The 12597-nt window shown below is 68.5% G+C and carries 11 protein-coding genes; 4 read left to right on the plus strand and 7 right to left on the minus strand.

What is annotated here, in order from left to right; all coding sequences use genetic code 11:
* Positions 1-151: 151 nt before the first annotated feature.
* Positions 152-2260, plus strand: coding sequence for a M13 family metallopeptidase (locus ACO6VK_RS18075; RefSeq protein ID WP_422509594.1), 2109 nt, complete (start codon positions 152-154; stop codon positions 2258-2260).
* 145 nt (positions 2261-2405) lie between these two features.
* Positions 2406-4415: a M13 family metallopeptidase gene (locus tag ACO6VK_RS18080; RefSeq protein WP_422509575.1), complete on the plus strand. Its 2010-nt coding sequence runs from the start codon at positions 2406-2408 to the stop codon at positions 4413-4415.
* 84 nt (positions 4416-4499) lie between these two features.
* On the opposite strand, the gene ACO6VK_RS18085 is transcribed toward ACO6VK_RS18080, so the two are convergent.
* The 7 genes from ACO6VK_RS18085 to ACO6VK_RS18115 all read right to left on the minus strand — a co-directional run bounded on the left by ACO6VK_RS18085 (position 4500) and on the right by ACO6VK_RS18115 (position 10471).
* Positions 4500-5045, minus strand: a complete 546-nt coding sequence (locus ACO6VK_RS18085; RefSeq protein ID WP_422509577.1) for a DUF4166 domain-containing protein — start codon at positions 5043-5045, stop codon at positions 4500-4502.
* 19 nt (positions 5046-5064) lie between these two features.
* Positions 5065-5733, minus strand: a complete 669-nt coding sequence (locus ACO6VK_RS18090; protein WP_411851671.1) for a rhomboid family intramembrane serine protease — start codon at positions 5731-5733, stop codon at positions 5065-5067.
* A gap of 70 nt (positions 5734-5803) precedes the next feature.
* Positions 5804-6172: an MGMT family protein gene (locus ACO6VK_RS18095; protein WP_422509579.1), complete on the minus strand. Its 369-nt coding sequence runs from the start codon at positions 6170-6172 to the stop codon at positions 5804-5806.
* The gene (locus ACO6VK_RS18100; protein WP_422509581.1) at positions 6169-7089 is read right to left on the minus strand and encodes a DMT family transporter; all 921 of its coding nucleotides are present in this window, start codon (positions 7087-7089) and stop codon (positions 6169-6171) included. Before ACO6VK_RS18100 ends, ACO6VK_RS18095 begins: the two co-directional genes overlap by 4 nt.
* Positions 7090-7186: 97 nt before the next feature.
* Positions 7187-8542 carry a glutathione-disulfide reductase gene (gene gorA, locus ACO6VK_RS18105; protein ID WP_422509583.1) on the minus strand — a complete coding sequence of 452 codons (1356 nt, stop codon included), beginning with the start codon at positions 8540-8542 and terminating at the stop codon, positions 7187-7189.
* Positions 8543-8643: 101 nt separating this feature from the next.
* Positions 8644-9903, minus strand: coding sequence for a DUF418 domain-containing protein (locus ACO6VK_RS18110; RefSeq protein ID WP_422509596.1), 1260 nt, complete (start codon positions 9901-9903; stop codon positions 8644-8646).
* Positions 9904-9991: 88 nt separating this feature from the next.
* Positions 9992-10471, minus strand: a complete 480-nt coding sequence (locus ACO6VK_RS18115; RefSeq protein ID WP_422509585.1) for an FKBP-type peptidyl-prolyl cis-trans isomerase — start codon at positions 10469-10471, stop codon at positions 9992-9994.
* 110 nt (positions 10472-10581) lie between these two features.
* On the opposite strand from ACO6VK_RS18115, the gene ACO6VK_RS18120 reads away from it, so the two are divergent.
* Complete coding sequence (locus ACO6VK_RS18120) at positions 10582-11124, plus strand: C40 family peptidase (RefSeq protein ID WP_422509587.1); 543 nt, start codon at positions 10582-10584, stop codon at positions 11122-11124.
* A 131-nt stretch (positions 11125-11255) separates the two neighbouring features.
* Entirely contained in the window at positions 11256-12026 is a 771-nt protein-coding gene (locus ACO6VK_RS18125) for a C40 family peptidase (RefSeq protein ID WP_017355805.1), read from the plus strand.
* Positions 12027-12597: the final 571 nt, after the last annotated feature.

Consider the following 12597-nt stretch of genomic DNA (forward strand, 5'->3'; position numbering starts at 1 on the left):
TTGGCCGGGGCATTGGCCACCTGCCTGTCCCCCTTGACCATCGGCCATGACCTTCGACACCCTTGCAGGCCGGGCCAGCGGCGTATCGTCTGGCCCACGGCCCTTCCGGGGGCACTCCGCATGACTCATCGGCCTGGAGGCCATTCAAGTGATCGCTCGCACACCCAAGATCGTTCTGCTGACCCTGGCCGTCTCGGCCGCGCTGGTCGGCTGCGGCAAGACCGAAACGCCCCCTGCGGACAGCGCCGCCTCCACCGCCGCGCCGGCCCCCGCCGCCGCTCCCGCGCTGACGCTGGACGAGGCCAAGCTGCCGGCCTACAACGCCTTCCACCCGTCCGACCTGGATACCAGCCTGGATGCGTGCACTGCGTTCGGCGACTACGTCAACAGCAAGTGGCTGGCCGCCAACGAGATCCCGGCCGACCGCACCAGCTGGGGCGCCTTCACCATCCTTGACGAGCGCTCGGTGACCGTCCAGCACCAGCTCGCCGAACAGGTGGCCGCGATCAAGAACCCGACCGGCATCGAGAAGATCGTCGGCGACTTCTGGGCCTCCGGCATGGACGAGGCGAAGATCAACGCGCAGGGCATCGAGCCGCTGAAGGCCGACCTGACCGCGATCGACAGCCTGCAGAACAAGGACGCCATCGCCGACTACCTGCGCAGCACCGCCGCCAAGGGCGAGAACGTGCTGTTCGGCTTTGGTCCGGAAGCGGACTTCAAGAACTCGACGATGAACCTGGCCTACGCCAGCCAGGGCGGCCTGGGCCTGCCCGACACCACCTACTACACCGATGCCAAGAACGCCGACAAGCTGAAGGCCTACCAGGCTCACGTGGCCAAGGTGCTGGAACTGTCCGGCGTGGCCGCCGCCGACGCCGCCAAGCAGGCGGCCGACGTGGTCAAGTTCGAGACCCGCCTGGCCAAGGCGTCCAAGTCGAGCGTGGAACTCTCCCGCAACGTCGAGCTGTTCTACAACCCGGTCACCGTGGCGGACGCCGACAAGCTGACCCCGAACTTCAGCTGGAGCAAGTTCTTCGAAGCCCAGGGCATCGCCGCGCCGGAGAAGTTCTCGCTGGCCATGCCGGCCTTCCACCAGGAAGTGAGCAAGGCGCTGGGCGATACCGACCCGTCGGTGTGGCGCGCCTACCTGCGCTTCCGTACCGTGGATGCGGCCTCGCCGTACCTGGCCGACGCGTTCGTGCAGGAGAACTACGAGTTCTACGGCAAGACCCTCAACGGCCAGAAGGAAATGAAACCGCGCTGGAAGCGCGTGCTCGGCACCATCGAGAACGACGCAGGCGAAGCCTTCGGCCAGCTGTACGTCAAGGTCGCCTTCTCGCCGGAAGCCAAGGCGAAGATGGAAGTGCTGGTCAAGAACCTCGCCGCCGCGCTCAAGGAACGCATCCAGGGCCTGACCTGGATGAGCGATGAGACCAAGGCCAAGGCCATCGCCAAGTGGGAAACCTTCACCCCGAAGATCGGCTACCCCGACAAGTGGCGCGACTGGAGCGGCCTGACCACCGCCCGTGACAGCTACCTGGGCAACGTGCGTGCCGCCAACGCGTTCAACTACAAGTTCGCGCTGTCCAAGATCGGCCAGCCGGTCGACAAGACCGAGTGGGGCATGACCCCGCAGACGGTCAACGCGTACTACAACCCGCTGCAGAATGAGATCGTGTTCCCGGCCGCCATCCTGCAGCCGCCGTTCTTCGATCCCAAGGCCGACGACGCGCTGAACTACGGCGGCATCGGCGCGGTGATCGGCCACGAAATGACCCACGGCTACGACGACCAGGGCAGCCGCTTCGGGCCGACGGGCAACTTCGAGAACTGGTGGACCCCGGCCGATACCAAGAACTTCAGCGGCCTGACCGGCAAGCTGGTCAAGCAGTTCGACGGCTACAAAGTCGGCGACCAGCACGTCAACGGCAGCCTGACCCTGGGCGAGAACATCGCCGACCTGGGCGGCCTGGCCACCGCCTATGACGCGCTGCAGAAGGCGTCGGCCGGCAAGGAAGATCCGAAGATCGACGGGTTCACCCGCGACCAGCGCTTCTTCTTCAACTGGGCCACCGTGTGGCGCACCAAGTACACCCCGGAGAACGCCAAGGTCCGCCTGGCCACCGATCCGCACGCCCCCTCGCAGTTCCGTGCGATGGGCGCGCCGTCGAACCTGCCGACCTTCGCGGCCGCCTTCCAGTGCAAGGCCGGCTCGCCGATGGTCCGTGCCGGCGACCAGCAGGTGGTGATCTGGTAAGCCCCGCCTGACCTGTTGAACCCGCAAAGGCCCGGATTTCCGGGCCTTTGCTTTTGGACGCGAGGAAGGATGCGCCATGCATGCCGCCGTGCAGCGCGGCTTGGTACACTCGCGCGATCTTCAATCCTCGATGGATTTGCTTTACATGCCCAACTTCCGTCCGCTCGCCATCGCGCTGGGCCTCAGCCTGGTCACCCTGGTCGCCGCCAACGACGCCCATGCCGCTCCCAAGAAGAAGGCCGCCCGCGTGCCGGCCGCCAGCGCGCAGTGCACCGATTTCTACGAGGCGACCAATGCCGCCTGGCTGAAGTCCAATCCGGTGCCGCAGGTGGGAGCCACCACGGCGTTGGGCCTGATGGCCGAGCGTACCCGCGTGCAGCAGCGCGAACTGCTGGATGCCGCGATGACGGCCCCGCAGGGCAACGTGCAGAAGCTGCTGGGCGACTTCTGGGCCAGCGGCCTGGACGAGGCGGCGGTCGAGGCCGACGGCTCCAACCCGATCGCCCCGCTGCTGACCCGCATCAACGCGATCAAGAAGGCCAAGGACGTCCCGGCCTCGATCGCCGCGCTGCACCAGGTGGGCATCCCAGTGGCCTTCAACTTCGCCCCGGATGTGGACCTGAAGGCGCTGGACCGCCACATCGGCTACTTCATGCAGGGCGGCATGGGCCTGCCCGATCCGGCGTTCTACACCCGCACCGACGCCGACACCGTGGCGCTGATGGGCCGCTACCGCGCCTACGTCAAGCAGATCCTGGCGCTGACCGGTACGCCGGCCGCCAAGCTGGATGCCGAGTCGCAGGCGGTGATCGCCCTGGAGACCGAGCTGGCGCGCAACGCGCAGTCGCTGGCCGGCATCAACAACCCGTTCAACAACTACGCGCCGATCTCCACCAAGGAGCTCACCGGCCGGTACCGCAACCTGCAGCTGGATGCGTTCCTCAAGGTACAGGGCGTCAATGACGACCTGGTCTCGCTGTCCGATCCGGCGCTGTTCAAGCAGCTCGACGGCATGGTCACCCGGATCAAGCCGGACCAGTGGAAGGCCTACCTGCGCTGGCGCGTGGGCGATGCGATGGCACCGTACCTGTCCAAGGCCTACCGCGACGCCGAGTTCGAATTCCGCGGCCGTGTGATCCGTGGCGAAACCATCGCCCCGGCGCGTTGGGAGCAGACCCTGGATGCCATCAACGTGGCCGCCGGCCCGATGCTCGGCCGCGAGTACGCCAGCAAGTACCTGTCGGCCGATGATCGCCGCCAGGCGGCGCTGATCGTGGACAAGCTGCGCGAGGTGCAGATCGACGCGGTCAAGCGCAGCACCTGGATGAGCGCGGACGCCAAGACCGAGGCGCAGGCCAAGCTGGCCGCGATGAAGATCGAGATCGGCACCCCGCTGCGCGACCTGGACTACACCGTGCAGCCGATGGGCCGTGGCAGCTTCGGCGGCAACATGCTGATTGCCTCGACCTGGCGCCACCGCGAGGAAATGAAGCGCATCGGCAAGGGCAACGCGGACCGTCGCTGGGACGTGCTGCCGCAGCAGCCGGCGCTGGCGTACGACATCGCGCAGAACCGCCTGATCGTCACCGCCGCCGTGCTGCAGGGCCCGGTGTTCAACGCCAAGGCCGACACCGCCGACAAGTTCGGCAGCTTCGGCGCGCTGGTCGCGCACGAGCTGACCCGCGCCATCGACGCCAAGGGTGCGCTGGTGGATGCCAAGGGTGAACTGCGCAGCTGGTGGACCCCGGCCGACAAGACCGCCTGGACCCTGTTCGGCAACCGCGTGGCCGCGCAGTACAGCGGCTACGAGTTCCCGGGCGTCAAGGGCGCCAAGGTCAACGGCGAGCTGACCCGCGAAGAGAACCTGGCCGATCTGGCCGGCCTGGAACTGGCGTGGGAGGCCTACAACGCGGTCGAGCCGAACGCCAAGCCGGCCGCCCGCCAGGGCTTCTTCCGCGCCTGGGCCACCCTGTGGCCGCAGCAGCTGTCGCCGAACGAAGCGGCGCAGCGCGTGACCTCGGACATCCTGGCCCCGGGCCGCTGGCGCACCAATGGCCCGCTGTCCAACCTGCCGGCGTTCGGCGCGACCTTCAGCTGCAAGCCGGGTCAGCCGATGCAGCGCGTGGACGGCGACCAGATCAAGGTCTGGCGCTGAGCCTGTCGCGGTGAGGATCTGAAAAAGGCGCCCAATGGGCGCCTTTTTCGTTGCGGCTCGCCCGCCTCGCCGTCCCGCGCGGGCCTAGCGGCCTGGCTGCAGCGTGCCGCGATACGCGGCGATCAGCCCGATGATCGGCACGGCGATCTCGACGTCGAACACGAACTGCCCATCGTGGGCAGTCTCGAACGTACGGCCAGCCGGGAGCAGCCGGGCCGGCAACGGGATGCCCAGACAGGACCAGCGCCGTGGCACCAGCCGCAGGCGATCCCCGTCCACCACCAGGGCCAGCGCGACATCCACGATGCCGAAGCGCTCCACCAGCAGGTGTGCGTTCCGGCCGTGTCCGCGGCGTTGCCAGGAGGAAAAGGTGTGCCCGGCGAAATCGCGGGTCCAGCGTTCGCCGCCCCGCTCCGGCGAGAGCCGCACGCTCACCGGCACGTTCGATCCCGCCGGTGGAAATCCGAAGACGGCCGCGACGGCGCGCGACGCCATCCCGCGGCCGCGCCGCACCTCGGCCTCGCCGCGCCAGCAGCGTGCGCCGGTATCCGCATGCAGCGCCTGCACCGGCGCCGGCAGCGCGTCGAAGGCGCTGCCCAGCACCTGGTGGTACAGGCTTGCGACCGGCATGTGGCGCCCCTGCCCCGGCCTACTTGACCCGACGCAGGTGGTTGGGCCGCGGGCCGCCCGGCGGACGCCGGTTGAACGGCGGCTGGCCGCGCCAGTAGCGGATCAGCAGCCAGCCGAACAGCATGCCGCCCAGGTGCGCGAAGTGGGCCACGCCCGGCTGCCAGCCGGTGGCGCCGAGCATCAGCTCGATCGCACCGAACACGATCACGAAGGTGCGTGCCTTCATCGGAATCGGCGGGAACAGCAGCATCACCCGCTGGTTCGGGAACAGCATGCCGTAGGCCAGCAGCAGCCCGAATACGCCACCGGATGCGCCCAGCACCGTGGCCGGGTTCTCCATCATCATGCCGACCACCAGCTGGCACAGGCCGGCGCCGACCACGCAGACCAGGTAGTAGGTCAGGAAGCGCTTTTCACCCCAGGTCTGTTCCAGCGGCGCACCGAACATGAACAGTGCGAGCATGTTGAAGAACAGGTGGCCAAAGCTGCCATGCAGGAAGCCGTAGGTGAGCAGCTGCCAGGGCTGGAAGTTGCCGCCCGGCGAGAACGGATCGAATCCGCTGCGCAGCGGCTGCAGCATGAACGGCTCGAACGTGCCGTTGCCAAGCAGGAACGGCTGCTGCAGCACGAACAGCAGAATATTGGCGATCAACAGCGCCTTGGTGACGGTGGGCAGTCGCGGAAACATGGAGGCATCCTTTGGAACCGTGTGCATCATAGCGCGGCCCGTTCATCCCCGACCCGGCCCGGGCAACCGGTCAGCCCGGGCCCCACACCGCCGCATCCAGATCATCGGCGCCGCTGCGCGGCATGTGCCTGACCTTGCCGCGTTCGATCGCCACGCCTTCGGCGCGCAGCCGCTGGCTCTGTTCACGCCAGCCACGCGATCCTTCCGGCATCGCGATGCGCCCGTCCGAGCGCAGCACCCGATGCCACGGCAGGTCAGGGTCCTCGTTCTGCCCGAGCACGCGCGCAGTCAACCGCGCCCGTCCCGGCAGTCCGGCCTTGGCCGCCACCTGGCCATAGCCCATCACCTGCCCGCGCGGAATCGCCCGGATCACCGCCAGAATGCGTTCGCGGGCCTGTGCGGCCGGATCGTCGTCCTTCGCCGGGGGCGCGGCCGTCACGCGCGCACGCGGCTGACCAGCAGCACGCCGAGCAGGACCAGCGCGGTCCCCAGAATCTGCCACGGGCCCATTGGTTCGTCGAGCAGCCATAGACTCATCACGATGGTGGATACCGGCCCGAGCATACCGACCTGCGCGGCCAGCGACGAACCGATCCGCTTGACCGCCAGCATGATCGCCAGCACCGGCAGGACCGTGCATACCGTCGCATTGAGCAGCGACAGCCCATACACCGGCGCCGGCGCCTGGCCGAGCGCGGCCAGCGGGTGCAGCAGCGCGAAGTGCAGCACGCACAGCACGCACGCCACGCAGCTGGCATAGGCGGTCAGGCGGATCGCACCGATCCGCGCCACCACCTGCCCGCTGCCGAACAGGTACAACGCGTAGCTGAGGGCACTGGCGAACACCAGCGCACTGCCCAGCACGATGCGTCCGCCCTCCAGCTGCAGGTCATGGCCGAACGCCAGCAGCACGCCGAGGTAGCTCAGTGCGAGCGCGGCCAGCTGCCAGCGACCGGGGCGCTTTTTCAGCAGCACCAGGCTGATCAGCAGGACCAGGGTCGGGTTGAGGTAGAGGATCAGCCGTTCCAGGGTCACGCTGATGTACTGCAGGCCCTGGAAGTCGAGCAGGCTGGACAGGTAGTAACCGGTGAAGCCCAGCCACACCACCCTGCCCCGATCCGCCCAGGACAGTGCCGTGGCGCGCCGCGCCGACCACACCGCGAGCGCGGCGAACAACGGGAAGGCCATCAGCATGCGCAGCGCCAGCAGCGTGGTCGCATCCACGCCATGCCGGTAGGCCAGCTTGACGATCACCGCCTTGCCGGACGCGGCGATGGCACCGATCGCGGCCAGCGCGATGCCACCGGCGGCGATGCGGCTGGACGAGGTGGGAAGCGACGACACGGTGGGCGGCATCAGGACGGCGGGCAGCCGCGCGGGGCGGCCGGAACAGGCGATGGGGAGTGGATTGTCGCACGCGGTCCGACGCGGCGACCTTGCTGGACTGGCCGCCTTACCGCATCAGCACGACTTCTTCGGCCGAGGTCGGGTGGATCGCCACGGTGGCATCGAACTGCGCCTTGGTTGCGCCCATCTTCACCGCCAGCGCAAAGCCCTGCAGGATTTCATCGGCCGCCTCGCCGAGCAGGTGCACGCCCACCACGCGTTCCTCTTCGCCCACGCAGACCAGCTTGAACAGGCTGCGCTGGGTACCGTCGGCAAGCGCCTGCAGCATGGGGCGGAAGTTGCTGCGGTACACGCGCACGTCGCCGTACCTCGCGCAGGCCTCCTCCTCACTCAGGCCCACCGCGCCGAGCGCGGGGTGGGAGAACACCACGCTCGCCACGTTCTCATAGTCCATCTTCGCCTGCGGCTGGCCACCGAACAGGCGATCCATCAGCGTGCGCGCCGCGGCGATCGCCACCGGGGTCAGACCGACCTTGCCGGCAATATCGCCCACCGCATGCACGCTCGGCACGGCCGTGGTCTGCCATTCGTCGACCTCCACCTCGCCCTTGTCGCCCACCCCCACGCCCAGCGCTTCCAGCCCGAGGTCGGCACTGTTGCCGCGGCGACCGGTGGCGAAGAACAGCGCATCGAAATGTCCGTCCACCGGACCGTCGTGGCCCAGCGCCACCACCGCATCGCCGTCGCGCTGCAGCTCGCGCAGGCGATAGCCGAAATGCAGCTGCACGCCCTGGTGGCGAAGGTTGTCGGCAAGCTGCGCGGTCAACTCCGCGTCGAACCGTTCCAGCAGGCGGTCGCCACGCACCAGCAGCGTCACCCGGCTGCCCAGCGCCTGCAGCAGGCCCGCCAGCTCCACGGCGATGTAGCCACCGCCCACGATGGCCACCCGCGCCGGAGCACTGCACAGGTTGAAGAAGTCGTCGGAGACCTGTCCGAGCGCCGCACCGGGAATGTCCGGGCGCTGCGGATGCGCGCCGGTGGCGATCAGGATGTGCTCGGCGCTGATGCGCACGCCATCGCTGCATTCCACCGTATGCGCATCGACCAGACGGCCGCGGCGCGGCACGCGGACCACCTTGTTCTCATCCAGGCGCTTGAGATAGCTGGCATGGATATTGGCGATGTAGGCCTGGCGGTGCACCACCAGTTCCTTCCAGTCCAACGCCGGCCGCACCGGGACATCGAAGCCCATCGCCGCCGCCAGGCCGATGCGCCCGGCCAGGTCCGCCGCCAGCCACATCGCCTTCTTCGGCACGCAGCCGACGTTGACGCAGGTGCCGCCGAGTTCGCCAGGCTCCAGCATGGCCACCCGCCGGCCATGCTGCGCGGCGCGGAAGGCGGCGGCCAGCCCACCGGAGCCGCCCCCCAGCACGATCAGGTCATAGTCGTAGTGCGTCGTCATTGGCAGTACTCGAACAGAGGGCAGGTGGGCGGTCGCCCACCTTCAGACAGGACCCCGAGCATGCCACGCCCGGCCGCGAGCCATACGTGAGGATGCCGGGTTCACGCGCGCACGTCGGCGCGCCGCAGGGGCGGCCACTGCAGGTAGGTCATGGCGCGCCACACCCATTCCAGCGGACCGAAACGGAAGCGCCGCAGCCACCAATGGCTGACCAGCACCTGCACGCCGAACAGCGCCAACGCGAACGGCACCTGCCACACCCGCGGCATTTGTTCGAACAGGCTGAGCCCATACCCGTAGAAGATCCACGTGCACACCAGCGACTGGCCGATGTAATGGGTGAGCGCCATCCGCCCCACCGGCGCCAGCCACTGCAGCCGAGCGCGTGCGCGCACGATCCAGGCCAGGTAGCCCAGGCACATCAGCAGGCCGGCCACCGACGACAGCGCGTAGGCGGCGCCACTGGCCGGCGTGAACGTGCCCGGTGCCAGGTACGGCACCCAGTACGCGCTGACCAGCATCAGCACCAGGCCCACCGGCAGCGCGACCCAGCGCAGCGCCGCATACAGGCGGTCGAAGCGTGCCGGCTCGGCCAGTGCCCCGCTGCGCGCGAACCAGCTGCCGATCAGGAACATGCCCAGCACTTCCGGGCCGATGATGGCGATGCCCGACAGCATCGCGCCAAGGTCGCTGAGCCGCTGCGCGACGGCCTGGCTCCAACTGCCGTGGCCATAGGCCTGCCGCTGCAGTTCGATGGTCTGCTGGGCCTGCAGCATCGCCTCGCGGGTCTGCCCGCCCGGATCGCCGTTGGCGGCCATTGCGCCCATCAGCGCGCCCAGCAGCAGCAACAGCACGGCCGCCAGCAGATAGCTGCCCACGCCCATCACCGGCAGCCAGCTGCGGGGCGCCTCGCGGCAGGCCAGCAGCGGCAGCGAGATCAGCGCGTACATCACCAGGATGTCGCCGGACCACACCAGCAGTGCGTGGCACAGGCCGATCAGCAGCAGCGCGGCGCTGCGCCGCAGGTAGAAGGGGGTGAAGTCGCGGCCGGCGGCCGCCGCACGCTGCGCCATCACCGAGAAGCCGGCGCCGAACAGCAGCGAGAACAGGGTGAAGAATTTGCCCTGGACGAGCACGTAGATCGCCGCGTCCGTCCAGTAGTCGACGCCCTGCCAGTGCGGGTCGATGCTGGTGAAGGACAGATCCAGCGGACCGCTGAGCGCTTCGATGTTCATCAGCAGAATGCCCAGCAGGGCGAAACCGCGCAGGATGTCGATCACCGCGATGCGCTCGCCGGCACCGATCGGCTGCAAGGAAGGAGCGGCTGCGTTCACGGGCGTTCCGGGGGCAAGGGCGGACAGTATGGCGCCGCACGCGCGGCATGGCGGCGCTGCAGATGCAAACGGCCCGCCGAAGCGGGCCGTTGCGGTACAGCGCGTTGGCGGCAAATCAGTGCTGGTGGCCGCCGTCGCCGTGCACGTGGCCGTGCTCGATTTCTTCCTTGCTGGCTTCACGCACTTCGATGATCTCCACGTCGAAGTGCAGATCCTTGCCGGCCATCGGGTGGTTCAGGTCGACGTCGACCACGCTCATGCCGACCTTCTGCACGGTGACCGCGCGCGGGCCGAAGTTGGTCTGCAGCACGACCTGCTGGCCCGGCACCAGGCGGGTGGTACCGAAGTGCTTCTTGGGCACGCGCTGGCTCAGGCCGTCACGGCGTTCGCCGTAGGCATCGGCCGCCTTCACGTCGACCGCGAAGGTCGCGCCGGCTTCCTTGTCCATCATGGCGTTTTCCAGGCCCGGGATGATGTTGCCGTGGCCGATCAGGATCGCCAGCGGATCACGATCCTTGGAGCTCTCGATCGGCTCCTGGCCGAGTTCCGAGACGGTGTAATGGAAACGGACGACGCGGTCTTTTTCGATCTTCATGCGCAACTCTGTCTGGGACTGCCATCGGGCAGACGGGTGAGGCGGGTTGTCGCCCGCCGGATACGCCGCCATGATGACGGCCATCTAAGGTGGCGCATTATCCGGACAACATGCAGCTGACGCCAGTTTCGCCCGCAACCCGCCTGCCCGTCCGCCGGGCGCTGGCCCTGCTCGCGCTCGCCCTGCTGGCCGGTTGCGGCGGCGGCAAGGCCGTCCGCCCCTCGCCTCCGCCGGCCACCAGCCATGCCTGGCCCACGGTGGCGCCGAACGACCCGGCGGCGGCCAACGCGGTGCTGATGCGCGCCATCGGCCTGGTCGGCACCCCATATCGCTATGGCGGCAACACGCCCGAGTCCGGCTTCGACTGCAGCGGCCTGGTCGCCTACGTCTACAGGGAAATGCTGGACCTGCGCCTGCCGCGCACCTCGCGCGACCTGGCGGCGGTACAGGGGCCGAAGATCGACCCGCAGCGGCTGGCACCGGGCGATCTGGTCTTTTTCGGCAGCCGCGGCAGTGTCTCGCACGTGGGCATCTATGTGGGCGAAGGGCGGTTTGTTCACGCCCCAAGCACCGGCGGAACGGTGCGCCTGGATTCGCTCGGTGGGTCGTACTGGAAGGACCATTACACGGGGGCGAAACGTGTCCTGCACTAAGCTGAACAGGGGCAAGGTACAAATTTGTGACGGATATCACACTGACCAAAACGAAAATTTAACGGAATTTGTACCAAATCACAGGTCTTACACGGCATGATCACCCATCGTTTTTATTCAGTGACCGCCGCGTGACGACAGACGACCTGACTTGCAAAGGCCAGACCGCCGCTTCCCGGCGAAGCGCCCGACCCGCCCTCCTCGCTTTCGCGCTCTGCCTGGCCAGCCTTCCGGCCTGGGCCCAGACCGCTCCGACGACCGGCTCCGAGGCTGCTGCACCCGCCGTCACCGCTACCCCCGATTCCACCGCGCCGGCCCGTCCCAAGGCTGAAGCGCCGGCCCGCAGCAAGGCAGATGCCGCTGCCAGCGCCACCCTCGCCGCCCTGCTTCCGCACCTGGCCGCCAACGACACCATTCCCCTGATGGACCGCTCGGCGATGGTCGCCGGCGATCTGAGCCGCCTGCTTGCCAATTACGACGCCAGCACCGGCGCCGTGGTCGGCAGCGCCGCCGACAACGGCAAGGTGCAGTCCCTGCTGCGCCGCGCGATGACCCTGCTGGGCACCCCGTACCGTTGGGGCGGCACCTCGCCGGACAGCGGGTTCGACTGCAGCGGCCTGGTCGGCTATGTGTTTCGTACCGCCCTGGGCATCGAACTGCCGCGCGTCTCGCGCGAGATGGCCCACGACGGCGAGGCCGAACTGATCAACGACCGCAATGCCTTGGCAGCCGGCGACCTGGTGTTCTTCGGCCGCAAGGGCCGGGTCGACCACGTCGGCATCTATGTCGGTGAGGGCCGCTTCCTGCACGCCCCCAGCACCGGCAAGGACGTCCGCGTGGACAGCCTGGTCACCGGTTACTGGAGCGCCAAGTTCATGCAGGCCCGTCGCGTCGAGCTCTGAGCCCGCCGCCACCGCCCGCCAAAAGGCCGCTGCCCTGCAGCGGCTTTTTTTTTGGAACGCTGGGAGCCATTCCATGCATCGCGGCGGGTGGGTCGGGCGCTGGGCCACGTGTCGAGACTGCCGGCGCCTCAAAAGACCTGCTTTCCCGCGCGCGCACCGCAAGCCGAGCCCCGTCGTGGTGCGCGGGCCCCAGGGCAACATAAAGGAGGAGGGGGCGGCCGAAGGCCGACGCCGGGGGACAGTTGCCCAGGGGCCTGCGCGCCGCGACGGGGCCCTTCACGCTTGCGGCAGACCCGAGCGGAGACAGCGCCGTGCGCCTTCTGCTTCAGCCCTCCGCCTGGCACGTGTATCTCTCCTCCACGCGGCGGATGGGACGTCGGGCGCTGGGCCACGATGCCCTTGCCGGCGAATGTCCCCCGGCGCCGGCCCGTGGCCGCCCCCTCCTCCTTTACTTCGCCCACAAGGGCATCGCGGCCCACGTGTCGAGACTGCCGGCGCCTCAAAAGACCTGCTTTCCCGCGCGCGCACCGCAAGCCGAGCCCCGTCGTGGTGCGCGGGCCCCAGGGGAAAG

This window comes from Stenotrophomonas sp. GZD-301, assembly GCF_049310345.1.
In the GTDB taxonomy this organism is placed as follows: domain Bacteria; phylum Pseudomonadota; class Gammaproteobacteria; order Xanthomonadales; family Xanthomonadaceae; genus Stenotrophomonas.

Coding starts and splice junctions, on each gene's coding strand:
- ACO6VK_RS18080 (WP_422509575.1), top strand. CDS start 2,406: ATGCCCAACTTCCGTCCGCTCGCCATCGCGCTGGGCCTCAGCCTGGTC.
- ACO6VK_RS18085 (WP_422509577.1), bottom strand. CDS start 5,045: ATGCCGGTCGCAAGCCTGTACCACCAGGTGCTGGGCAGCGCCTTCGAC.
- ACO6VK_RS18090 (WP_411851671.1), bottom strand. CDS start 5,733: ATGTTTCCGCGACTGCCCACCGTCACCAAGGCGCTGTTGATCGCCAAT.
- ACO6VK_RS18100 (WP_422509581.1), bottom strand. CDS start 7,089: ATGCCGCCCACCGTGTCGTCGCTTCCCACCTCGTCCAGCCGCATCGCC.
- gorA (WP_422509583.1), bottom strand. CDS start 8,542: ATGACGACGCACTACGACTATGACCTGATCGTGCTGGGGGGCGGCTCC.
- ACO6VK_RS18115 (WP_422509585.1), bottom strand. CDS start 10,471: ATGAAGATCGAAAAAGACCGCGTCGTCCGTTTCCATTACACCGTCTCG.
- ACO6VK_RS18120 (WP_422509587.1), top strand. CDS start 10,582: ATGCAGCTGACGCCAGTTTCGCCCGCAACCCGCCTGCCCGTCCGCCGG.